The 23,886-nt window shown below is 73.3% G+C and carries 19 protein-coding genes; 18 read left to right on the top strand and 1 reads right to left on the bottom strand.

Going from position 1 to position 23,886, the window contains the following annotated elements:
* From ACSNOC_RS20315 to ACSNOC_RS20250, 14 genes are all read left to right on the top strand, one after another.
* Positions 1-1,881: peptidoglycan D,D-transpeptidase FtsI family protein (locus tag ACSNOC_RS20315; RefSeq protein ID WP_436748936.1), on the top strand; the 1,881-nt coding region annotated here is incomplete at its 5' end.
* 19 nt (positions 1,882-1,900) lie between these two features.
* Positions 1,901-3,610 (top strand): UDP-N-acetylmuramoyl-L-alanyl-D-glutamate--2,6-diaminopimelate ligase, encoded by a 1,710-nt coding sequence (locus ACSNOC_RS20310; RefSeq protein ID WP_436748935.1) that lies wholly within the window; start codon positions 1,901-1,903, stop codon positions 3,608-3,610.
* Complete coding sequence (locus tag ACSNOC_RS20305) at positions 3,607-5,046, top strand: UDP-N-acetylmuramoyl-tripeptide--D-alanyl-D-alanine ligase (protein ID WP_436748934.1); 1,440 nt, start codon at positions 3,607-3,609, stop codon at positions 5,044-5,046. Before ACSNOC_RS20310 ends, ACSNOC_RS20305 begins: the two co-directional genes overlap by 4 nt.
* Positions 5,043-6,107: a phospho-N-acetylmuramoyl-pentapeptide-transferase gene (mraY, locus tag ACSNOC_RS20300; RefSeq protein WP_436748933.1), complete on the top strand. Its 1,065-nt coding sequence runs from the start codon at positions 5,043-5,045 to the stop codon at positions 6,105-6,107. The genes ACSNOC_RS20305 and mraY overlap by 4 nt, the downstream gene beginning before the upstream one ends.
* Positions 6,104-7,525 (top strand): UDP-N-acetylmuramoyl-L-alanine--D-glutamate ligase, encoded by a 1,422-nt coding sequence (murD, locus tag ACSNOC_RS20295; RefSeq protein ID WP_436748932.1) that lies wholly within the window; start codon positions 6,104-6,106, stop codon positions 7,523-7,525. The genes mraY and murD overlap by 4 nt, the downstream gene beginning before the upstream one ends.
* A 40-nt stretch (positions 7,526-7,565) precedes the next feature.
* Entirely contained in the window at positions 7,566-8,924 is a 1,359-nt protein-coding gene (gene ftsW / locus ACSNOC_RS20290; protein WP_436748931.1) for a putative lipid II flippase FtsW, read from the top strand.
* 6 nt (positions 8,925-8,930) lie between these two features.
* Entirely contained in the window at positions 8,931-10,022 is a 1,092-nt protein-coding gene (murG, locus tag ACSNOC_RS20285; protein WP_436748930.1) for an undecaprenyldiphospho-muramoylpentapeptide beta-N-acetylglucosaminyltransferase, read from the top strand.
* Positions 10,023-10,049: 27 nt separating this feature from the next.
* The gene (locus ACSNOC_RS20280) at positions 10,050-10,865 is read left to right on the top strand and encodes a cell division protein FtsQ/DivIB (protein ID WP_436748929.1); all 816 of its coding nucleotides are present in this window, start codon (positions 10,050-10,052) and stop codon (positions 10,863-10,865) included.
* 244 nt (positions 10,866-11,109) lie between these two features.
* Positions 11,110-12,363: a cell division protein FtsZ gene (gene ftsZ, locus ACSNOC_RS20275; protein WP_436748928.1), complete on the top strand. Its 1,254-nt coding sequence runs from the start codon at positions 11,110-11,112 to the stop codon at positions 12,361-12,363.
* A gap of 25 nt (positions 12,364-12,388) precedes the next feature.
* Entirely contained in the window at positions 12,389-13,123 is a 735-nt protein-coding gene (gene pgeF, locus ACSNOC_RS20270) for a peptidoglycan editing factor PgeF (protein ID WP_436748927.1), read from the top strand.
* The gene (locus ACSNOC_RS20265; RefSeq protein WP_436748926.1) at positions 13,120-13,848 is read left to right on the top strand and encodes a YggS family pyridoxal phosphate-dependent enzyme; all 729 of its coding nucleotides are present in this window, start codon (positions 13,120-13,122) and stop codon (positions 13,846-13,848) included. The genes pgeF and ACSNOC_RS20265 overlap by 4 nt, the downstream gene beginning before the upstream one ends.
* Positions 13,849-13,970: 122 nt before the next feature.
* A complete protein-coding gene (locus ACSNOC_RS20260; RefSeq protein WP_436748925.1) occupies positions 13,971-14,594 on the top strand; it encodes a cell division protein SepF in 624 nt (207 codons plus the stop codon).
* An 88-nt stretch (positions 14,595-14,682) separates the two neighbouring features.
* Positions 14,683-14,967 (top strand): YggT family protein, encoded by a 285-nt coding sequence (locus ACSNOC_RS20255; protein ID WP_436748924.1) that lies wholly within the window; start codon positions 14,683-14,685, stop codon positions 14,965-14,967.
* A 48-nt stretch (positions 14,968-15,015) separates the two neighbouring features.
* Positions 15,016-16,185 (top strand): DivIVA domain-containing protein, encoded by a 1,170-nt coding sequence (locus tag ACSNOC_RS20250; protein ID WP_436748923.1) that lies wholly within the window; start codon positions 15,016-15,018, stop codon positions 16,183-16,185.
* Between the two features lie 93 nt (positions 16,186-16,278).
* On the opposite strand, the gene ileS is transcribed toward ACSNOC_RS20250, so the two are convergent.
* On the bottom strand, positions 16,279-19,425 hold the full coding sequence (ileS, locus tag ACSNOC_RS20245; RefSeq protein WP_436748922.1) for an isoleucine--tRNA ligase: 3,147 nt from the start codon (positions 19,423-19,425) through the stop codon (positions 16,279-16,281).
* A 497-nt stretch (positions 19,426-19,922) separates the two neighbouring features.
* Here ileS and ACSNOC_RS20240 point away from each other — a divergent pair, with 497 nt between their 5' ends.
* The 4 genes from ACSNOC_RS20240 to ACSNOC_RS20225 are packed head-to-tail and all read left to right on the top strand — an operon-like array spanning position 19,923 to position 23,617.
* A complete protein-coding gene (locus tag ACSNOC_RS20240; RefSeq protein WP_436748921.1) occupies positions 19,923-20,399 on the top strand; it encodes a TraR/DksA family transcriptional regulator in 477 nt (158 codons plus the stop codon).
* A 42-nt stretch (positions 20,400-20,441) separates the two neighbouring features.
* Entirely contained in the window at positions 20,442-21,041 is a 600-nt protein-coding gene (gene lspA, locus ACSNOC_RS20235) for a signal peptidase II (RefSeq protein WP_436748920.1), read from the top strand.
* 25 nt (positions 21,042-21,066) lie between these two features.
* Positions 21,067-22,008, top strand: a complete 942-nt coding sequence (locus ACSNOC_RS20230) for an RluA family pseudouridine synthase (protein ID WP_436748919.1) — start codon at positions 21,067-21,069, stop codon at positions 22,006-22,008.
* Positions 22,009-22,021: 13 nt separating this feature from the next.
* Entirely contained in the window at positions 22,022-23,617 is a 1,596-nt protein-coding gene (locus ACSNOC_RS20225) for a Na+/H+ antiporter (protein WP_436748918.1), read from the top strand.
* Positions 23,618-23,886: the final 269 nt, after the last annotated feature.

The following is a 23,886-nucleotide window of genomic DNA, read 5'->3' as shown; positions in this document are numbered from 1 at the left end:
CCGGTGGTGCGGCCCGGCGCCCCCCGCGCGGCCCGCACCACCGGTCCCGCCGCCCCGGCGGCGCTCCGCCTGGGCAGCCCGCGCCCCCGCCTGCGCATGATCGGCTTCGCGCTGACGCTGATCATGCTGGCCTTCGGCGTGCGCCTGGTCCAGGTGCAGGCGGTCGGCGCCGCCACGTACGCCGAGCAGGCGGCCCTCAACCGGTACGTCACGGTGCCGCTGGCCGCCCAGCGCGGCGACATCACCGACCGCAACGGCACGGCCCTGGCGACCACCGTCGACTCCTACGACATCACCGCCGACCCCCTCCTCTTCACCGAGCAGGAGACCGGCGTCGCGGACGCGCCCGAACAGGCCGCGGCCCTCCTCGCGCCCATCCTCGACCGGGACCAGGAGGAGCTGGCCGACCTCCTGGACGACGCCGGCTCGCGCTACGCCGTCCTCGCCCGCCAGCAGACCCCGCAGACCTGGCGCCAGATCCAGGACCTGCGCAACAACCTCAGCGAGCAGGAGGCCAAGGGCACCGGCACCCAGGTCCTCGCCGGCGTCTTCGCCGAGGAGAACAGCAAGCGCGTCTACCCCAACGAGGAACTCGCCGCGGCCGTCCTCGGCTTCGTCAACAGCGAGGGCCACGGCGGCGGCGGGCTCGAAGCCCAGTACGACGCGCAGCTCTCCGGCGAGGACGGCACCATCACCTACGCGCAGTCCGGCGGCCGGCGCGTGCCCACCGCGGGCGAGGACGAGCAGCCGGCCGTCCCCGGCACCGACATGGAGCTGACCCTCGACCGGGACATCCAGTGGGCGGCCCAGAACGCCATCACCGAGCAGGTCGAGGAGTCCGAGGCCGACGGCGGCTACGTCGTCGTGCAGGACACCACCACCGGCGAGATCCTCGCCCTGGCCAGCGCGCCCGGCTACGACCCGAACGACATCGCGGACGCCGACGCCGAGGGCCTGGGCAACCCCGCGCTCGAAGACGCCTTCGAACTGGGCTCCACCAGCAAGGTCATCACCATGGCCGCCGTGCTGGAGGAGCAGGCGGCCACCCCCGACACCCACGTCACCGTCCCCAACCGGCTGCCGCGCGCCGACCGCAACTTCGCCGACCACGAAGAGCACCCGACGCTCTACCTCACCCTCGCCGGCGTCCTGGCCCAGTCGAGCAACATCGGCACCATCCTGGCCGCCGAGGAGCTGGGCGACACCCAGCCCGAGGCCAACGAGGTCCTGTACTCCTACCTGCGCGCCTTCGGTTTCGGGCAGCCCACCGGCCTCGGCTTCCCCGGCGAGACGCCCGGCATCCTGGCCGCGCCCGAGGACTGGGACGCCTCCCAGCAGTACACGATCCCGTTCGGCCAGGGCCTGTCCGTCAACGCCGTCCAGGCCGCCTCGGTCTACTCGACCATCGCCAACGGCGGCGAGCGGATCACCCCCACCCTGGTGCGCGGCACCACCGGCCCCGACGGGCAGTACGAGCCGGCGCCCGAGCCGGAGCGCACCCGCGTCGTCAGCGAGGACACCGCCCACCAGCTCACCCAGATGCTGGAGACCGTCGTCGCCAGCCCCGAGGGCACCGGCAGCGCCGCCCAGATCCCCGGCTACCGGGTGGCAGGCAAGACCGGTACCGCCAACCGGGTGGATCCCGAGACCGGCCGCTACGCGGGCTACACCCCGTCCTTCGCGGGCTTCGCGCCCGCCGACGACCCCCGCGTCACCGTCTACTGCGTCGTGCAGAACCCCACCGCCGGCGGCTACACCGGCAGCGGCGTGTGCGGCCCGGTCTTCAACGAGGTCATGCGGTTCTCCCTGGCCGCCCTCCAGATCCCCCCCACCGGCGAGGAATTCTCCGGCCTGCCGGTCACCTTCGATCCCGACGCCTGACGAGCGGAGCCAAGCGCACGTGAGAACCATCACCGACGGGTCAACCTCGTTTCGCCCCACCCCCGGCACGCCCGGTACGCTCACCGCCGTGTCACACGCTGATCAGTCCCACCAGGCGCCGCGCCCCCGGCACGTCCGGCCGGTGCCGCTGGCGGAGCTGGCCCGGCTGCTCGGCGTGCGGGACCCCGCCGGGGGCGGCGGGGAGCCCGTCACCGGCATCACCCACGACTCGCGCGCCGTCCGCCCCGGCGACCTCTACGCGGCGCTGCCCGGGGCCCGGCTGCACGGCGCGGACTTCGCCGACCAGGCCGCCGGGCTCGGCGCCGTCGCCGTGCTCACCGACGCCGCGGGCACCGAGCGCGCCGCCGCCACCGGGCTGCCCGTGCTGACCGTGGCCGACCCGCGCGGCGTGATGGGCGCGCTGGCCGTCGCCGTCTACGGCGACCCCGGCGGCGACCTCCTCCAGATCGGCGTCACCGGCACCTCGGGCAAGACCACGACGACCTACCTCATCGAGGCCGGGCTGCGCCGGGCCGCCGAGGAGGCCGCGAAGGAACGCGGGGCCGGCGACGGCGGGGACGCGCCGGGCGCGGGCGGGACCGGGCTGATCGGCACGGTCGAGACCCGCATCGGGGACGAGCGCGTCAAGTCCGAGCGCACCACCCCCGAGGCCACCGACCTCCAGGCCCTGTTCGCCGTCATGCGCGAACGCGGCGTGCGCGCCGTCGCCATGGAGGTCTCCAGCCACGCCCTGGCCCTCGGCCGCGTCGACGGCTGCGTCTTCGACGTCGCCGTCTTCACCAACCTCAGCCCCGAACACCTCGACTTCCACCGGGACCTGGAGGACTACTTCCGGACCAAGGCCCGGCTGTTCACCCCCGAGCGGGCCCGCGCCGGCGTCGTCAACCGCGACGACGAGCACGGCCGGCGGCTCGTCCGCGAGGCCGGCGTCCCGGTCACCACCTTCTCCGCCGAGGGCCACCCGGACGCCGACTGGCGCGCCGCCGACATCGAGTCCGGCCCGCTCGGCTCCCGCTTCACCGTCCTCGGCCCGGACGGCCTCCGCTTCCCGGCCGAAGCCCCGCTGCCCGGCGCGTTCAACGTCGCCAACACCCTCGCCGCGCTCGCCGCCCTCGCCGTCGCGGGCGTCGACCCCCGGGCCGCCGCCGAGGGCATCGCCGCCCTCCCCGGCGTCCCCGGCCGCCTCGAACGCGTCGACGCGGGTCAGCCGTACCTCGCCGTCGTGGACTACGCGCACAAGCCGGACGCCGTCGAATCGGTGCTCCGCGCCCTGCGCAAGGTCACCCGGGGCCGGCTGCACGCCGTCCTGGGCTGCGGCGGCGACCGGGACCCCCACAAGCGCCCCCTCATGGGTGCCGCCCTGGCCCGCCTGGCCGACACCGCCATCCTCACCTCGGACAACCCCCGCTCCGAGGACCCGCTCGCCATCCTGGCCGCGATGCTCGCCGGCGCCGCCGAGGTCCCCGCCCACGAGCGCGGCACCGTGCTGGTCGAGGAGGACCGCGCCGCCGCCATCGCCGCCGCCGTGGCCCGCGCCGAGCCCGGCGACACCGTCGTGGTGGCCGGCAAGGGACACGAGCGGGGCCAGGACATCGCCGGAGTCATCCGGCCCTTCGACGACCGTGAGGAGCTGCGCGCGGCCATCGAGCGCGGCTCGCATGCCCACCCGTCCCCGAGAACCGACGCCAGGCGAGGCCCGCTGCAGTGATCCCCCTTTCCGTTGCTGAGCTCATCACGGTCGTGCGGGGAGAGCCGCACGACATACCGGAGCCGCCACCCCGCGTCACCGGGCCCGTGGTCATCGACTCCCGGCTGACCGAGCCCGGCTCACTCTTCGCCGCCCTGTCCGGCGAGCACGTCGACGGCCACGACTTCGCCGCCGCCGCGGTCGCCGCCGGCGCCGCCGCCGTGCTGGCCACCCGTCCCGTCGGCGTGCCCGCGGTCGTGGTGGACGACGTGACCGACGCGCTCGGCGCGCTCGCCCGGCACGTCGTCGCGGGCCTGGGCACCACCGTCGTCGCGCTCACCGGCTCCGCCGGCAAGACCAGCACCAAGGACCTGATCGCCCAGCTCCTGGAGCGCGCCGGCGAGACCGTCTGGACCCCCGGCTCGTACAACAACGAGATCGGCCTGCCGCTGACCGCGCTGCGCGCCACGGAGTCCACCCGCTACCTGGTGCTGGAGATGGGCGCCCGCGGCATCGGCCACATCCGCTACCTGACCACCCTGACGCCGCCGCGCATCGGCGTCGTGCTCAACGTGGGCACCGCGCACATCGGGGAGTTCGGCGGGCGCGAGGCCATCGCCACCGCCAAGGGCGAGCTGGTCGAGGCCCTGCCGTCCGCCGCGGACGGCGGCGTGGCCGTGCTCAACGCGGACGACCCGCTGGTGCGCGCCATGACCGCCCGCACGACCGCCCGCACGCTGCTCTTCGGCGAGGCCGAGGAGGCCGCGATCCGCGCCGAGGACGTGCGTCTGACGGCGGACGGCCGCCCCACGTTCCGCCTCAACACCCCCACCGGGTACGCCGATGTGACGATGCGCCTGTACGGTGAGCACCACGTGTCGAACGCGCTTGCCGCTGCCGCTGTGGCGCATGAGGTAGGCATGTCCGCGACGGCGATCGCCGAAACACTGTCCGCCGCGGGCCCGCTCTCCAAGTGGCGCATGGAGGTCACCGAGCGAGCGGACGGCGTGACCATCGTCAACGACGCCTACAACGCCAACCCCGAGTCCATGCGGGCCGCGCTGCGCGCCCTCGCCGCCATGGGCGAAGCCGCCCGGGCCAGGGGGGGCCGCACGTGGGCGGTGCTCGGCCGGATGGCCGAGCTCGGCGACGATGCGTTGGCCGAGCACGACGCGATCGGGCGGCTCGCCGTCCGGCTCAACGTCAGCAGGCTCGTGTCGGTGGGCGGCCGGGAGGCCGCCTGGCTCGACATGGGCGCCAAGAACGAGGGTTCGTGGGGTGAGGAGTCGGTGCACGTGTCCGACGCTCAGGCAGCGGTCGAGCTGCTGCGCGGTGAGCTGAGGCCGGGGGATGTGGTGCTGGTGAAGGCGTCCAGGGCGGTCGGCCTGGAGCGCGTGGCCATCCAGCTCGCGGGCGACGCGGCGGGAGCCGCCGATGGCGAGGTCGCCGCCCGATGAGGCAGATCCTCTTCTCCGGTGTCATCGGACTCTTCCTGACCCTGATCGGGACCCCGCTGCTCATCAAGCTGCTCGCCCGCAAGGGGTACGGCCAGTACATCCGCGACGACGGTCCCCGCGACCACCACAGCAAGCGCGGCACGCCCACCATGGGCGGCATCGCGTTCATCCTGGCCACGCTGATCGCCTACGCGGCGACCAAGGTCATGACCAGTGAACAGCCCACGATCTCCGGGCTACTGGTGCTGTTCCTGATGGCCGGCATGGGCCTGGTGGGCTTCCTGGACGACTACATCAAGATCGTCCGGCGGCGCAGCCTGGGCCTGCGGGCCGGCGCGAAGATGCTGGGCCAGTTCATCGTGGGCGTGACGTTCGCGATCCTCTCGCTGAACTTCGAGGACGGCCGCCAGCTCACCCCGGCCTCCACGCACCTGTCGTTCACGCAGGACTTCGCGTGGAGCATCGGACCGGTGCTCTTCGTGGTCTGGGCGCTGTTCATGATCCTGGCGATGTCCAACGGCGTGAACCTCACCGACGGTCTGGACGGCCTGGCCACCGGCGCGTCCGTCATGGTCTTCGGCGCCTACGTCTTCATCGGCGTGTGGCAGTACGGCCAGACCTGCTCCGAGATGGTCACCGGCGGGCCCTCCTGCTACGAGGTGCGCGACCCGCTCGACGGCGCCGTCGTCGCCGCCGCCCTGATGGGCGCCCTCTTCGGCTTCCTGTGGTGGAACACCTCGCCCGCCAAGATCTTCATGGGCGACACCGGCTCCCTCGCCCTCGGCGGCGCGCTGGCGGGCCTGGCGATCGTCTCCCGCACCGAGCTGCTGATGGCCGTCCTCGGCGGGCTGTTCGTCCTGATCACGATGTCGGTGGTCATCCAGGTCGGCTCGTTCCGGCTCACCGGCCGCCGGGTGTTCAAGATGGCGCCGCTCCAGCACCACTTCGAGCTGAAGGGCTGGAGCGAGGTGCTGGTCGTGGTCCGGTTCTGGATCATCCAGGGCATGTGCGTCATCGTCGGCATCGGCATCTTCTACGGCACGTGGGTGGCGGACTGGTGACCGCGGGCCCGTCCTTCACCGGCCGGCGGGTCACCGTCGCCGGTCTCGGCGTCAGCGGGGTCAGCGCCGCCCGCGCCCTGGCCCGGCTCGGCGCCCTGGTCACCGTCGTGGACGCGGGCGACGGCGAGCGGCAGCGCGCCCTCGCCGCCGGCCTCGCCGCCGACGGCGTCGAGGCCGCGCTCGGCGACGGCGCGACGCTGCCGAAGGGCACCGAACTCGTCGTCACCTCGCCCGGCTGGCGGCCGGACAGCCCGCTGTTCGCCGCCGCCGGGGCGGCGGGCGTGGAGGTGGTCGGGGACGTCGAGATCGCCTGGCGGCTGCGCGGCGAGAACGCGGCGCCGTGGCTCGCCGTCACCGGCACCAACGGCAAGACCACGACCGTGCGGATGCTCGCCGCCATCCTCCGGGCGGCGGGCCTGCGCACCGAGGCCGTCGGCAACATCGGCACCCCGATCATCGACACCGTCCTGGCCGACCCGCCCCACGACGTGCTGGCCGTGGAGCTGTCGAGCTACCAGCTCCACTGGGCGCCCTCCGTCCGCCCCCACTCGGCGGCCGTGCTCAACCTCGCGCCCGACCACCTCGACTGGCACGGCTCGATGGCCGCGTACGCCGCCGACAAGGGCCGGATCTACCAGGGCAACCGGGTCGCCTGCGTCTACAACAGCGCGGACCCGGCCACCGAGGCGCTGGTCCGCGCGGCCGACGTGGCCGAGGGCTGCCGGGCCGTCGGCTTCACGCTGGGCGCCCCCGGCCTGTCCGAACTCGGTGTCGTGGACGGCATCCTGGTCGACCGGGCCTTCGTGCCCGACCGGCGCCGCACGGCCCAGGAGCTGGCCGAGGTCTCCGACGTCGACCCGCCCGCCCCGCACAACATCGCCAACGCCCTGGCCGCCGCCGCCCTGGCCCGCGCCTTCGGCGTCGAGCCGCGGGCGGTCCGGGACGGTCTGCGCGCCTTCCGCCCCGACGCGCACCGGATCGCGCACGTCGCGGACGTGGCGGGCGTGGCCTACGTGGACGACTCCAAGGCGACCAACACCCATGCCGCGCAGGCGTCCCTGCACGCCTACGAGCCGGTCGTGTGGATCGCCGGCGGGCTGGCCAAGGGCGCCACGTTCGACGAGCTGGTGGCGGGCGCCGCGGGGCGGCTGCGGGGCGTGGTCCTGATCGGCGCCGACCGGCACCTGATCGCGGAGGCCCTGGCGCGACACGCGCCGGATGTCCCGGTCGTCGACCTCGCCCGGACCGACACTGGGGCGATGGCGGCGGCAGTGCGCGAGGCGGCCCGGCTCGCCCACCGGGGGGACACCGTCCTGATGGCTCCGGCCTGTGCCTCGATGGACATGTTCACGAACTACACCGAGCGCGGCGACGCCTTCGCCACCGCCGTCCGCGACCTGGCACGAGAAGAGCAGTAGCCCGCGGACCCGCCGGCGCGGGACGAAGGAGGGGCCGACGATGACGGCTGACCACCGGGCGACGCCGCCCGCCGCGGCGAGGAGCGGCGTCACCCGGCCCCCGGGCACCCGCCGGCGGGTGCCGCCCGCCCCGCGCCGGGCGTTCGCGCCCCTGCGCGTACGCGCCCCCCGCCCGCCCCGGTTCGTCGTCCGCGCGCGCCGGGCGTGGGACCGGCCGCTGACCGCCTACTACGTCATCATGGGCACCGGTCTGCTCATCACCCTGCTCGGCCTGGTGATGGTCTTCTCCGCCTCCCAGATCCAGGCGCTCCGCTACGACCTGCCCGCCACGTTCTACTTCCGCAAGCAGCTGCTCGCCGCCGTGCTGGGCACCGGCCTGCTGTTCGTGGCCTCCCGGATCCCGGTCCGGCTGCTGCGCGCCCTCACCTACCCATTCCTCGCCCTCACCGTCGTGCTGCTGCTCCTGGTCCAGGTGCCCGGCATCGGCGTCGAGGTCAACGGCAGCACCAACTGGCTCGCGATCGGCGGCTCGTTCCAGCTCCAGCCCAGCGAGTTCGCCAAGCTGGCGCTGGTGCTCTGGGGCGCCGACCTGCTGGCCAGGAAGGGCGACAAGCGGCTGCTGACGCAGTGGCGGCACCTGCTGGTCCCGCTGGTGCCCGGCTCGCTGCTCGTCTGCGGCCTGGTCATGGTGGGCGGCGACATGGGCACCGTGATGATCCTGACGGCCATCCTGTTCGGCCTGCTGTGGCTGGCCGGTGCCCCCACCCGGCTGTTCTCCGGGGCGCTGGCCGCCGCCGCCGTGCTGGGCGCCCTCTTCATCGCCACCAGCCCGCACCGGATGGACCGGCTCGCCTGCATGGGCGCCACCGAGCCCGGCGAGAACGACCGGTGCTGGCAGGCCGTCCACGGGATCTACGCCCTGGCCTCGGGCGGATGGTTCGGTTCCGGGCTCGGGGCCAGTGTGGAAAAATGGGGTGAACTCCCGGAGCCCCACACGGACTTCATCTTCGCCATCACCGGGGAGGAGCTCGGCCTGGCGGGTACGCTGTCGGTGCTCGCCCTCTTCGCGGCTCTAGGCTATGCGGGTATCCGCGTGGCCGGACGCACGGAGGACCCCTTCGTGAGGTATGCCGCGGGAGGGGTGACGGCCTGGCTCATGGTGCAGACCGTGATCAACATCGGCGCGGTGCTGGGCCTGCTGCCCATCGCCGGAGTGCCCCTGCCGCTGTTCTCCTACGGGGGTTCGGCCCTGCTGCCCACCCTGTTCGCCGTCGGACTGCTGATCGCGTTCGCGCGCAGCGAGCCGGCGGCCAGGGCCGCCCTGGCCATGCGGGGACCCGGGCCGAGATGGAAGACGATGGGACGGCGCGTGAGAAGAGCGCTGTCCGGAGAGCGGTGAAATTCGGTGCATGTTGTCCTCGCCGGCGGGGGGACCGCCGGCCACATCGAGCCCGCGCTCGCCCTCGCGGACGCCCTGCGCAGGCACGATCCGACGGCGGGCGTCACGGCCCTCGGCACGGAACGCGGCCTGGAGACGCGGCTGGTGCCCGAGCGCGGCTACGAACTCGGCCTGATCCCCGCCGTGCCCCTGCCGCGCAAACCGACGCCGGAGCTGATCACGGTGCCCGGCCGGCTGCGCGGCACGGTCAAGGCCGCCGAGGAGATCCTGGAGCGCACCAAGGCCGACTGCGTCGTCGGCTTCGGCGGCTACGTCGCGCTGCCCGGCTACCTGGCCGCCAAGCGGCTGCGCGTGCCGATCGTGGTGCACGAGGCCAACGCGCGCCCCGGGCTCGCCAACCGCATCGGTTCGCGGTACACGAAGTACGTCGCCGTCTCGACCCCGGACAGCAAACTGCGGCACGCCCGCTACGTCGGCATCCCGCTGCGCCGCTCGATCGCGACGCTGGACCGCTCGGCCATGCGGCACGAGGCCCGCGCGTTCTTCGGCCTCGACCTCAACCTGCCGACGCTGCTGGTCTCCGGCGGCTCGCAGGGCGCCCGGCGGCTGAACGAGGTGGTCGCGGCGGTCGTGCCCCAGCTCCAGCGCTCCGGCGTCCAGGTCCTGCACGCGGTCGGCCCGAAGAACGAACTGCCGCAGGTCGACACCATGCCCGGAATGCCGCCTTACGTCCCGCTATCGTATGTGGACCGCATGGACCTCGCGTACGCCGCGGCCGACATGATGCTCTGCCGCGCGGGCGCGATGACCGTCGCCGAACTCTCCGCCGTCGGGCTGCCCGCCGCCTACGTTCCGCTGCCGATCGGCAACGGCGAACAGCGGCTGAACGCCCAGCCGGTGGTCAAGGCCGGCGGCGGACTGCTGGTCGACGACGCGGAGCTGACGCCGGACTGGGTCAGGAGCGCTGTCCTTCCGGTGCTCACCGATCCCGGACAGCTGCTGTCGATGTCCCGCGCCGCCGCCGAGTTCGGCCGCAGGGACGCCGACGAGCTGCTGCTCGGCATGGTGCACGAAGCGATCGCGGCGCGCAGGGCGTAGCCGCGGAACCCGGGGAGATGAGGGAGCGTGGCCGGAGCGACGACCGCCCAGCGCGGCGGTGAGCGGCGTCAGCCGGACTCCGGCCCGCCGCCGTCCGCCCGGCGGCCCCGGCGCGGGCCGCGCCCGCTCCCCAGGCGCCCCCGGCTGCTGCTGCTCGTGCTCGCGCTGACGCTGCTGGTGGGCGGCTTCGGCACCTGGGTGCTGTACGGCTCGGACTGGCTGCGGGTGGAACGGGTCTCGGTGCACTGGACCGAGGGCCCCAGGCGGCTGACGGAGGATCAGATCGTGGCCGCCGCCGGTATCTCCCTGGGTACCCCGCTGGCCTCGCTGGACCAGGAGGCCGTGGCCGACCGGATGCTGGCGGAACTGCCGCGCCTGGCGTCGGTGGACGTGGTCCGCGGCTGGCCGAACGGGGTCTCGCTGAAGGTGCGCGAACGCGAAGCCGAGGTGCTGATCCCGGACGGCGACCGCTACGCCGAGGTGGACGCCGACGGCGTGCGCTTCGGGGAGGTGGACGAGGCCGTGGCGGGTGTTCCGCTGCTCGACCTCGACCTGGAGGACAGCCCGAGCACCCGCCGGTTCGGCGAGGACCGCGTCCGCCGCGAGGCGGTCGGGGTGGCCGCGGCCCTGCCCGAGTCGGTCCGCCGCGACACCCGCGTCATCCGGGTCACCTCGTACGACTCCATCACCTTGGAGTTGTCCGGCGACCGCACCGTGCGGTGGGGGAGTGCGGAGGACTCGGCGGCCAAGGCCGAGGCACTCGGCGTAGTCATGCAGGCGGCCCGGGACGCCCGCCACTTCGACGTCAGTGTGCCCAGTGCCCCTGCGGTGGTGGGAGGTTGACGCGCCCCGCGCGTGATCACATAGGGTGAAAAGAAAAACAGGAGGTTCGGCGTGTTCGTTGAACGCGTACCACTTGTCGACTTAGTGTCCGTTCCGAGGATTCCAAGGAACGGCAAGCACAGGTAACCCTAAACTTGGGCGTTAGGGTTCGGGGCGGCTTATCCGCCCGCCCCATCGGCATCAGTCGGCGCACTGCGGCACTCGCGGAGCGGCGACACGTAAATCGAGGCGAGAGGCCTTCGACGTGGCAGCACCGCAGAACTACCTCGCAGTCATCAAGGTCGTCGGAATCGGCGGCGGTGGCGTGAACGCCATCAACCGGATGATCGAGGTCGGTCTCAAGGGCGTCGAGTTCATCGCGATCAACACCGATGCGCAGGCGCTCCTGATGAGCGACGCCGACGTCAAGCTCGACGTCGGCCGTGAGCTCACCCGCGGTCTGGGCGCGGGCGCCAACCCCGACGTCGGTCGCAAGGCTGCCGAGGACCACCGGGAGGAGATCGAGGAGGTGCTCAAGGGCGCCGACATGGTCTTCGTCACCGCGGGCGAGGGCGGCGGCACCGGCACCGGAGGCGCGCCGGTCGTGGCGAACATCGCACGCTCCCTGGGCGCGCTGACCATCGGCGTGGTCACCCGTCCGTTCACCTTCGAGGGCCGTCGGCGCGCCAACCAGGCGGAGGACGGCATCGCCAGCCTCCGCGACGAGGTCGACACCCTCATCGTCATCCCGAACGACCGGCTGCTGTCCATCTCGGACCGCCAGGTCAGCGTGCTGGACGCCTTCAAGTCCGCCGACCAGGTCTTGCTGTCCGGTGTCCAGGGCATCACCGACCTCATCACCACCCCCGGCCTGATCAACCTGGACTTCGCCGATGTGAAGTCCGTGATGTCCGAGGCCGGTTCGGCCCTCATGGGCATCGGCTCCGCCCGTGGCGACGACCGCGCGGTGGCCGCGGCCGAGATGGCCATCTCCTCCCCGCTGCTGGAGGCGTCGATCGACGGCGCCCGCGGCGTGCTGCTGTCCATCTCCGGCGGCTCCGACCTGGGCCTGTTCGAGATCAACGAGGCCGCGCAGCTCGTCAGCGAGGCGGCCCACCCCGAGGCGAACATCATCTTCGGCGCCGTCATCGACGACGCGCTCGGCGACGAGGTCCGGGTGACCGTGATCGCCGCCGGGTTCGACGGCGGCCAGCCGCCGGCCCGCACCCGGGACAAGGCGCTCGGCGGTTACGGGGCCAAGGACGACCCGGCCCCCCTCGCCCAGGACCGCGCCCCGGCGGACCCCGAGCCGGAGCGGCCCTCGTTCGGCAGCCTCGGCACGCTGCCCTCGCGCGAGTCCGGCGTGCTGGCCGACCGCGACACCTCCGCCGGTTCGCCGGAGCCCGCCGCCGAGCCGGTCCGCGAGCCGCTGAAGGGCGGCACCCCCCAGGTCCCCTCGGCCCGCCCCTACGACGGCGGGCAGGTCGAGGAGCTCGACGTGCCCGATTTCCTCAAATGACCCCAGCAGTCAAGGCCGGGCCTCAGTGATAGAACGCCACAGCACGACCAGCGGCGCCCGCTTCGCCTTCACCGACCGGTGGGGCGGGGCGAGCGCCGCTCCGTATGACACGCTCAATCTCGGCGGCGCGGTCGGTGACGACCCGGCCACCGTCCGCCACAACCGGGAGCTGACCGCCAAGGCGCTCGGCCTCGACCCGGCCGGGGTGCGCTGGATGAACCAGGTGCACGGCCGGGAGGTCGCCATCGCCGACGGCGACACCGGGCCGGGGGACGGGCCGCCTGCGGCGGACGGCGTCGTCACCGCCCGCCGGGGGCTCGCGCTCGCCGTGCTCACCGCCGACTGCGCTCCCGTGCTCCTGGCCGACCCGGTCGCCGGGGTCGCGGGCGCCGCCCACGCCGGACGCCCCGGTCTGCTGGCGGGCGTCGTGCCCGCGACGGTGACCGCGATGCGCGCGCTGGGCGCCGAACCGGGCCGGATCGTCGCCCGCACCGGGCCCACGGTGTGCGGCCGTTGCTACGAAGTGCCCGCGGAGATGCGCCGGGAGGCCGAGCGGCTGGTGCCCGGCAGCGGGGCCACTACCCGCCGGGGGACGCCCGCCATCGACATTCCGGCGGGCGTGCGGGAGCAGTTGGCCGCGTGCGGGGTCACGGACGTCGCGCTCTCGCCCGTGTGCACCCTCGAATCGCCCGACCACTTCTCCTACCGCCGCGAGGGGACCACGGGCCGGCTGGCCGCCTATGTGTGGGTGGACGCGTGAGCCGGGCCCGGCGCGAGGTCGAACTGGCCGCGAACCTCGCCCAGGTGGAGGAGCGCATCACCCGCGCTTGTGACGCGGCGGGGCGCGCACGGGCGGACGTGACCCTGATCGTCGTCACCAAGACCTATCCGGCCGAGGACGTCCGGCTGCTGGCGGAGCTGGGCGTGCGGGAGTTCGCCGAGAACCGCGACCAGGAGGCGTCGGCCAAGGCGGCTCAGTGCGCCGGACTGGGCCTGATCTGGCACTTCGTCGGGCAGTTGCAGACGAACAAGGCCCGCTCGGTCGCCGGGTACGCGGACTGGGTGCACTCCGTGGACCGGGTGCGGCTCGTCACCGCGCTCTCGGCGGCGGTGGTGAACTCCTCACGCGCGCCCCTGAACTGCCTCGTGCAGGTCGCGCTGGAGAAGGAGTCCGGGGAGGAGGGCGGCCGGGGCGGGGTGGCGCCCGGCGGCGTGCGGGAGTTGGCCGAGGCCGTGGCCGCCGCGCCCGGCCTGCGGCTGGCGGGTGTGATGACCGTCGCGCCGCTGACGGGTGTCCTTGCCGGGAACCCCCGGGCGGCGTTCGAGCGTTTGATGGAAATCTCCAGGAACCTGCGGGCGATCGATCCGGCTGCGACGATGGTCTCGGCGGGAATGAGCGGGGACTTGGAGGCGGCGATCGCGGCCGGGGCGACACACGTACGCGTCGGCAGCGCGGTACTCGGAGTCCGCGCCGCCCTCGGGTAACGTCGCCAAGCGAGGGACCACAGTCGAAAATATGGTGAATCCCGGAAATTTCGGGCAGATTACGTGGATCCACGCCGCCGGGAGAGCGGAGCCGATCCACCGCAGAGCGGAGGACGCAGTCGATGGCTGGCGCTATGCGCAAAATGGCGGTCTACCTCGGCCTCGTGGAGGACGACGGCTATGACCGACCGGGGTACGGCCCCGACGACGAGTTCGAGCCGGAGCCGGAGCCCGAGAGGCCCAGGCGCCAGCCGGCGCACGAGCCGCCGCCGCGCGAGCGGGCCGATGAGCCGGTCCGGGTCGTGCATCCCCCGGCCCAGCGGGAGACGGAGCCGACCCCCGCTCCGCTCCTCACGGAGAGCAGACGGCCTGGGAGGATCGCTCCCGTGTCTTCCATCACATCCGACCGCCAGAACGTGGAGAAGAGCGCACCGGTGATCATGCCCAAGGTCGTGTCCGAGAGGGAGCCGTACCGCATCACGACGCTCCACCCCCGGACGTACAACGAGGCCCGTACCATCGGGGAACACTTCCGCGAGGGCACTCCGGTGATCATGAATCTGACCGAGATGGACGACACGGACGCGAAGCGACTTGTCGACTTTGCGGCTGGTCTCGTCTTCGGTCTTCATGGCAGCATCGAGCGCGTGACACAGAAGGTGTTCCTGCTGTCGCCTGCTAACGTCGATGTAACGGCGGAGGACAAGGCCCGGATCGCCGAGGGCGGGTTCTTCAACCAGAGCTGACGACAGGCAGCGCTGACCAGCGGGAATACAGGCAGAGCTTCCGGTGGACCGGCCGGACGCGTGAGGCAAGGGGAGAGGGACAGGCAGGATGGGCATCGTTCAACAGGTGATCCTGATTGCCTTGTACTGTCTGCTCGGCTTGCTGCTCTTCCGGCTGGTGATGGACTACGTCTTCATGTTCGCCCGGTCCTGGAACCCCGGCAAGGCGATGGTGGTCGCGCTTGAGGCCACCTACACTGTCACCGATCCGCCACTGAAAGCGCTGCGGAAGGCGATCCCTCCCCTGCGCTTCGGGGGTGTGGCGCTTGATCTGTCCTTCTTCGTACTGATGATCATCGTCTACATCCTGATCAACGTCGTGGCCAGGCTGTGAACGAGTACGGTCTGCCGATATGCCGACGAATTACGTTGAGGTGAAGAGATGCCGCTGACCCCCGAGGACGTGCGGAACAAGCAGTTCACGACCGTCCGTCTCCGAGAAGGCTATGACGAGGACGAGGTCGATGCCTTCCTCGACGAGGTCGAGGCAGAGCTGACCCGGCTGCTCAGGGAGAACGAGGACCTGCGCGCCAAGCTGGCCGCGGCCACCCGGGCAGCCGCCCAGAACCAGCAGAACATGCGAAAGCCCGAGCCGCAGGAGCGGCCGGGCGGGCCCATGTCGGCCATACCGGGCGGTCCCGGCCCCCAGCAGCAGCAGATGGGCGGGCCGCCCCAGCTCCCCGCCGGTCCCGGCGGTCCCCAGGGACACCCCGGCGGCCCCGGCCCCATGGGCCACGGCGGCCCGATGGGCCCCGGCCCGCAGGGACACCCGGGCGCGCCGGTGCCGATGGGCACCCACGGCGGCCAGGGCCTGCCCGGCATGGGCGGCCCCGGGCTCGGCGGCCCCGGCCAGATGCCGCAGCAGCAGATGCCCCAGCAGATGCAGCCGCAGCCGGTCGGTGGCAACGAGAGCGCCGCGCGCGTTCTCTCGCTCGCCCAGCAGACGGCCGACCAGGCCATCGCGGAGGCCCGTTCCGAGGCCAACAAGATCGTCGGCGAGGCCCGCAGCCGCGCCGAGGGGCTGGAGCGTGACGCCCGGGCCAAGGCCGACGCCCTGGAGCGGGACGCGCAGGAGAAGCACCGCGTGGCGATGGGCTCGCTGGAGTCCGCCCGCGCCACGCTGGAGCGCAAGGTCGAGGACCTGCGCGGCTTCGAGCGCGAGTACCGCACCCGTCTGAAGTCGTACCTGGAGAGCCAGCTCCGTCAGCTCGAAAGCCAGTCCGACGACTCGCTGGCCCCGCCGCGTTCCCCGGCCGCCGCGTCGCTGCCGCCGTCCCCCTCGCCCTCGCTGGCGTCGGCGGGCGCCCCGGCCGGCCCCGGTGGCGGTGGCATGGGCGGGCACCAGTCGCTCGGCTCGACCCCGCCGATGGGCGGGCACGGCACCCACGGCGGTCACGGCGGCCCGAGCGGCGCGCCCTCCTACGGCGGGCAGCAGCAGATGTCCCCGGCGATGACGCAGCCGATGGCGCCGGTGCGCCCGCAGGGCCCGCAGCCGATGCAGCAGGCGCCGTCGCCGATGCGGGGCTTCCTGATCGACGAGGACGACAACTGACGCGTCGCGCGTCGTGACGCGTCACGCGAGGGGCGGGACCCGGACCGGTCGGTCCGGGCCCCGCCCCTGTGTCCCGTGGTGTCCCCGCTGTTCTCAGGCCCGGCGCAGGCGGAAGGTGACGCCCAGGGCCTCGTCCCCGAACGTGGCGCCGAAGCCGTCGGCCTCGTCCCCGGTGCCCTCGGCGAAGTCGGTGGCCAGCACCTCGGAACTGATCAGCGCCTGGTGATCGACCAGGGCGCGGGCCGCCTCCGGGTCGGCCGCCTGCCAGCGGACCGCGATCCGGTCGGCCACGTCCAGGCCGCTGTTCTTGCGGGCGTCCTGGATCAGCCGGATGATGTCGCGGGCCAGGCCGGCCCGGCGCAGCTCCGGGGTGATCTCCAGGTCCAGGGCGACCGTGGCGCCCGCGTCGGAGGCGACCGACCAGCCCTCGCGGGGCGTCTCGGTGATGATGACCTCCTCCGGCGCCAGCGGCACCCGCTCGCCGTCGACCTCGACCGCCGCGGTGCCCGCGCGCAGCGCGGCGGACAGCTCGGCCGCGTCCGCGGCGGCGATCGCCGCGGCCACCGGCTGGGTGCCCTTGCCGAAACGGCGGCCCAGCGCCCGGAAGTTCGCCTTCGCCGTGGTGTCCACGAGCGAGCCGCCCATCTCGGAGAGCGCGGCGAGGGAGGCGACGTTCAGCTCCTCGGCGATCTGCTCGCGCAGGTCGTCCCCGAGCAGCTCGAAGCCCTGGGCGGCGACCAGCGCGCGGGACAGCGGCTGCCGCGTCTTGACGCCGGACTCGGCGCGGGTGGCCCGGCCCAGCTCGACCAGGCGCCGCACCAGAAGCATGTCCTGCGACAGGTCGGCGTCGATCAGCTTCGGGTCGGCCTCGGGCCAGGACGCCAGGTGCACGGAGTCAGGCGCGCCGGGGGTGACCGGGACGACCAGGTCCTGCCAGACCCGCTCGGTGATGAACGGCACCAGCGGGGCCATCAGCCGGGTCACCGTCTCCAGCGCCTCGTGCAGCGCCCGCAGCGCGGCGGGGTCGCCCTGCCAGAAGCGGCGGCGGGAGCGGCGGACGTACCAGTTGGACAGGTCGTCCACGAACGTGGAGATCAGCTTGCCGGTGCGCTGGGTGTCGAAGTCCTCCATCGCGGTGGTGACCATGTCCACCAGCGCGTTGAGCTCGCTGAGCAGCCAGCGGTCCAGCAGCGGCCGGTCGGCGGGCGCCGGGTCGGCGTCGCCGGGGGCCCAGCCGCAGGTGCGGGCGTACAGGGCCTGGAAGGCGACGGTGTTCCAGTACGTCAGCAGCGTCTTGCGGACGACCTCCTGGATGGTGCCGTGGCCGACCCGGCGGGCCGACCAGGGCGAGCCGCCGGCCGCCATGAACCAGCGGACCGCGTCGGCGCCGTGCCGCTCCATGAGCGGGATGGGCTCCAGGATGTTGCCCAGGTGCTTGGACATCTTCCGGCCGTCCTCGGCCAGGATGTGGCCCAGGCAGACGACCGTTTCGTACGACGACTTGTCGAAGACGAGGGTGCCGACGGCCATCAGCGTGTAGAACCAGCCGCGGGTCTGGTCGATGGCCTCGCAGATGTACTGCGCCGGGTACCGCTTCGCGAACACCTCGCGGTTGCGGTGCGGGTATCCCCACTGGGCGAACGGCATGGCGCCCGAGTCGTACCAGGCGTCGATGACCTCGGGGACGCGCCGCGCGGTGTGGGCGCAGCCCTCGGCGGTGCAGGGCAGGACGACGTCGTCGATGAACGGGCGGTGCGGGTCCAGGCCGGACTGGTCGGTCCCGCTCAGCTCGCTCAGCTCGGCCAGCGAGCCGACGCACGTGAGGTGGCCGTCCGCGCAGCGCCAGATGGGCAGCGGGGTGCCCCAGTACCGGTTGCGGGACAGGGCCCAGTCCACGTTGTTGTTCAGCCACTCCCCGTACCGGCCGTGCTTGACCGACTCGGGGAACCACCGGGTGCTCTCGTTCTCCCGCAGCAGGGCTTCCTTCACCCGGGTGGTGCGGATGTACCAGGACGGCTGTGCGTAGTACAGCAGCGGGGTGTGGCAGCGCCAGCAGTGCGGGTAGCTGTGCTCGTACGGCAGGTGCCGGAGGAGCAGGCCGCGCTCGCGGAGGTCCGCGACGAGGGCCTCGTCGGCCTTCTTGAAGAACTGGCCGCCGACCAGGGGCAGGCCCTCCTCGAAGGTGCCGTCCGCGCGGACCGGGTTGACCACGGGCAGGTCGTAGCGGCGGCAGGTCAGCAGGTCGTCCTCGCCGAAGGCGGGGGCCTGGTGGACCAGTCCGGTGCCGTCCTCGGTGGTGACGTAGTCCGCGGTCACCACGAAGTGCGCCCCCGCGCCGCCGAAGTCGACCAGCTCGAATGGGCGGCGGTAGCTCCAGCGCTCCATCTCGGCGCCGGTGAACGTCTGCCCGGTGGCGGTCCAGCCCTCGCCCAGCGCCTTGCCGAGCAGGGCCTCGGCGACCACCAGCCTGCTCTCGCCGTCGGTGGCCACGGCGTAGGTGACCTCGGGGTGGGCGGCGACGGCGGTGTTGGAGACGAGGGTCCACGGCGTGGTCGTCCACACCAGCAGGTCGGCCTCGCCGGCCAGCGGGCCGGACGTCAGGGGCAGGCGGACGTAGACCGAGGGGTCGACCACCGTCTCGTAGCCCTGGGCCAGCTCGTGGTCGGACAGGCCGGTCTCGCAGCGGGGGCACCAGGGCGCCACCCGGTGGTCCTGGCCGAGCAGGCCCTTGGTGAAGATCTCCTTCAGCGACCACCAGACCGACTCGACGTACTCGGGGTCCATCGTGCGGTAGGCGTCGTCCAGGTCGACCCAGTACCCCATGCGGGTCGTCAGCTCGGCGAACGCGTCGGTGTGGCGGGTGACGGACTCCCGGCACTTGGCGTTGAACTCCGCGATGCCGTACGCCTCGATGTCCTGCTTGCCGGAGAAGCCCAGCTCCTTCTCCACGGCCAGCTCCACGGGCAGGCCGTGGCAGTCCCAGCCGGCCTTGCGGGTGACGTGGAAGCCGCGCATCGTCTTGTAGCGCGGGAAGACGTCCTTGAACACCCGCGCCTCGATGTGGTGGGCCCCGGGCATGCCGTTGGCCGTGGGCGGGCCCTCGAAGAACACCCACTCCGGGCGGCCCTCGGACTGCCGCAGGCTGCGGGCGAAGGTCTTGTTGTCCCCCCACAGGCGGAGCACGTCGTGCTCGAGCTGCGGCAGATCGACCTGGGCAGGGACGTGGCGGTACTGGGTCATCGGACCGTCCTCCGGCGGACAGCGGCTGGCGTTCTCCGTCGGAGGGACGAGAGCGCGTGCTCCCGCGGTACCACCCTCCTTGGCCGGGACGGTGCTGCCGCCCGCGACCCCCTCATTGGGTTCGCGACTGCCGGGTCTACTCGCTCGCGCTCCGAGCTTTCTTCCGGCGGCTCCGGGGTGATCTTCGCGCCGCGCTCGCCCCCGGGCTCACACCGTCCCCGGGTCGCTCGTGGCTGCTGACGACGCTACTCGTCCCCGTCCTCGCCTTTCGCTGTCCCACAGTGTACGGCCGCCGCGGGGGCCCGACGACCGGTTATGCCGGGTCCGCGCTGGGCACAAGCCAGGCAGACCGGCGCGCCCCGTTGCCGCGCGATCCGAGTCGACTTATCGTTCCGGTCACGATGCGCGTATAAGATCACACTATGCGAAAGATGTCGTCCTCCGGGGTGGTGGGAGGACGGCCGGAGGCCCCGCAGGGCGGGAAGACGGGAGTGGAGATGGTGGCTGCGAAGAAGAGCACGGCCGACGACTCGTCCGCCGCGATGGCGGCGGTCCCCGTCGCCGCGGCCGCCGGTCCGGGCGGCCTGGCCGTCCGCTCGGGCGAGGAGCCGTGGACCGCCGCCGAGGTGGCCGACGCCAGGGCCGGGCTGACGGCGGAGGCCGACCGGCTGCGCGGCGAGATCAGCGCCACCGAGGCGGCGCTGTCCGGGCTGATGCGCGACTCGGGGGACGGCGCGGGCGACGACGAGGCCGACACCGGCAGCAAGAACGTCACCCGCGAGCACGAGATGGCCCTGGCGACCAACGCCCGCGAGATGCTGTACCAGACCGAGCGGGCCCTCGGCCGGCTGGAGGCGGGCACCTACGGGCTGTGCGAGACCTGCGCCCACCCCATCGGCAAGGCCCGCATGCAGGTCTTTCCCCGGGCCACGCTCTGCGTCGACTGCAAGCAGAAGCAGGAACGGCGCCTGTGACGCATTTCCGGTGATCGCACCGGCGTGGCGTACCCTCATCCCGTGAACGAGGCGGAGCGGACCATCGAGACACCCGACGACGGGGCGGATGCGGCGGGCGACACGCCCCGCGCCTCCGCCGCGGCCGGGGAGGGCCCCGGGGACCCCCGGCGCCTCGGCCGGCGGCGCGTCGCCGTGCTCGCCGGAGTCGCCGCCCTCGCCTACGTGCTCGACCTGATCAGCAAGCTGATGGTCGTGGAGTGGCTGGAGCACGAGGAGCCGATCGAGATCGCCGGCGAGTGGCTGCGGCTGGAGGCGGTGCGCAACGGCGGCGCCGCGTTCGGCATCGGGGAGGCGCTGACCGTCGTCTTCTCGCTCATCGCCGCCGTCGTGATCGTGGTGATCATCCGGCTCGCCAAGCGGCTCTACAGCACGCCGTGGGCGGTGGCGCTCGGGCTGCTGCTCGGCGGCGCCCTGGGCAACCTCACCGACCGGCTCTTCCGCGCGCCCGGCGTACTGGAGGGCCACGTCGTGGACTTCATCGCCCCCAAGTACTTCGCGGTGTTCAACCTCGCGGACAGCGCGATCGTGTGCGGCGGCATCCTGATCGTGCTGCTGTCCTTCCGCGGCCTGGATCCCGACGGCACCGTGCACGGCGACTGATGTCCCGTCCGGCATACTCGATCAGGTGAGCACCCTTCCCGAGACCCGCGCACTGCCCGTACCGGAAGGGCTGGAGGGCGAGCGCGTCGACGCCGCCCTGGCCCGGATGCTCGGCTTCTCCCGCACCAAGGCGGCCGAGCTGGCCGCGACCGGCAAGGTCCGGCTGGACGGCGCCGAGGTCGGCAAGTCCGAGCGCGTGACCGGTGGTTCGTGGCTGGAGGTCGAGATGCCCGCGCCCGCCGTGCCGGTGCGGATCGTCGCCGAGCCGGTCGAGGGCATGGAGGTCGTGCACGACGACGACGATCTCGTCGTCGTCAACAAGCCCGTCGGCGTCGCCGCGCACCCCAGCCCGGGATGGAGCGGGACCACCGTCATCGGCGGCCTGGCCGCCGCCGGGTTCCGGATCGCCACCTCGGGCGCGGCCGAGCGGCAGGGCATCGTGCACCGGCTCGACGTCGGCACCTCGGGGCTCATGGTGGTGGCCAAGTCGGAGCGCGCCTACACCCGGCTGAAGCAGCAGTTCCGCGACCGGACCGTCGACAAGCGCTACCACGCGCTGGTGCAGGGCCACCCCGATCCGCTCAGCGGCACCGTCGACGCCCCGGTCGGGCGGCACCCGCAGCACGACTACAAGTGGGCGGTCACCGCGGACGGCAAGCCGTCCGTCACCCACTACGACCTGGTCGAGGCGTTCCGCGCGGCCAGCCTGCTCGACATCAAGCTGGAGACCGGCCGCACCCACCAGATCCGGGTGCACATGTCGGCCCTCCGCCACCCCTGCGTCGGGGACCTGACGTACGGCGCGGACCCGAAGCTGGCCGCGCGGCTGCGGCTGTCCCGGCAGTGGCTGCACGCGGTCCGCCTCGGCTTCGCCCACCCCGACGACGGGCGGTGGGTGGAGTTCACCACCGACTACCCCGAGGACCTGCGGTTCGCGCTGGAGACGCTGCGGGCCGAGAGCGCCTAGCCGGGTCCGGCCCGTGGACCAGCTCTCCCTGCTGTTCTTCCTGCTGTTCGGCGCCGTGGTGACGGTGCCGCTGGGCGAGCGGCTGTCGGTGCCGCCGCCGGTGCTGATGACGGTGGCCGGGATCCTGGTCGCGTTCCCGCCGTTCGTCCCCGAGGTCGACCTGCCGCCGGAGTACATCCTGCCGCTGGTGCTGCCGCCCGTGCTGTACGCGGCGGTGCGGCGCACGTCCTGGCGGCAGTTCACGGCGAACGTCCGGCCGATCCTGCTGCTGGCGGTCGCCCTGGTCTTCGTGACCACCGCGGCCGTCGCCGCCGTGGCCCAGGCCGCCGTGCCCGGACTGCCGCTGGCGCCCGCGATCGCGCTGGGCGCGCTAGTCGCCCCGCCCGACCCCGTCGCCGCCACCGCCGTGGCCGGGCGGCTGGGGCTGCCGCGCCGGATGGTGTCCATCCTGGAGGGCGAGGGGCTGTTCAACGACGTGACCGCCATCACGCTCTACCACGTGGCCGTCACCGCCGCCGTGACCGGCAGCTTCTCCGCCGCCCGCGCCGGGGCCGAGCTGGTGCTCTCCGCCGCCGTGGCCCTCGTCGTGGGCGCCGCCGTCGGCTGGGCGACGGCGGCGCTGTCCGGGCTGCTGGGGGATGTGACCCTGCGCACCGGGCTCACGCTGCTGGCGCCGTTCGCCGCGTACGCGCTGGCCGAGGAGCTGCTCGGCTCGGGGGTGCTGGCGGTGCTGGTGACCGCCCTCTACCTGGGGGAGCGGGCCGCGGACCCCGACGACGTGACCGGCCGGCTGACCGGGCGGAGCTTCTGGGCGGTGGTGGACACGCTGGTGACGGGCGTCGCGTTCGGGCTGATCGGTCTGGAACTGCACCTGGTGCTCGGCTCGGTCAGCGGCCGGTGGGCCGAGCTGCTGCCCGCCGCCGCGCTGGTGCTCGCCGTCGTGATCGGCGTGCGGCTGCTGTGGCTGCTGCCCGCGACGTGGCTGGCCAGGCGGCTGCACCGGCGCACCGACTACGCCGAGGAGATCCCGCTCACCTGGCGGGAGACCGTCGTGATGTGGTGGTCGGGGATGCGGGGGGTGGCGTCCGTCGCGCTGGCCCTGGCCATCCCGCTGACCGTGGACGGCGGCGGGGCGTTCCCCGAGCGCGGCGCCATCGTCTTCATCGGGTTCGCGGTGGTCATCGCGACCCTGCTGCTCCAGGGGCTCACCCTGCCCTGGCTGGCCGGGCGGCTCGGGGTGCGGGCCGACCGGGACGCGGAGGAGGCGTTCGAACACGAGCTGGCCGTGCGCGCGGCGCGGGCCGCCAAGCACCGGCTGCGGCAGATGGAGGAGGGCGAGGACCTGCCCGACGAGATCGCCGAGGCCCTCGCCCGGCGGGCCTACGACATCGGCGCCCGGATCTCGCCGCGGATCGCGGAAGAGGAGCGGCGCGAGAACGTGGCGGCGCGCGCCGAGCGGATGCGGCGCATCCACCGGCTCTACGGCGAGCTGCTCGCCGCGGCCCGGCACGAGGTGCTGGACGCGCGCAGCGAGCCCGGGGCCGATCCTGAGGTGGTGGACCGGGTGCTGCGGGAACTGGACGAGCGCAGCCTGCCGCACCGGCGCTAGGGCCCGTCCTCGAAGAGGCCGCCCTGCCCACGGCTCCCCCAGCCCGGAGGCTGGACGGTGCCCCCGGGCACGCACGCTCGCCGCGGTGCCGGACCGCCCGAGTACTCCCCCGGACTCCGTCCGGGGGAGCCCCATGCGTAGAGGACGGTCCGGCGGCTTGCGCTCGCCCGCACCGTGGGGAGCCGTCCCAGGCCCCCGGCCCGGGGGAGCCGTGGGCGCCGGACGCCCCCTGCGAAGACTGGCTGCGGCGGCCGGGGAGGGGGCGGGTT

The organism is Streptomyces sp. URMC 129, from assembly GCF_051386415.1.
GTDB lineage: Bacteria > Actinomycetota > Actinomycetes > Streptomycetales > Streptomycetaceae > Streptomyces.
Note: the sequence above shows the minus strand (reverse complement) of the source record. Positions and strands in the feature narration are given on the sequence as shown.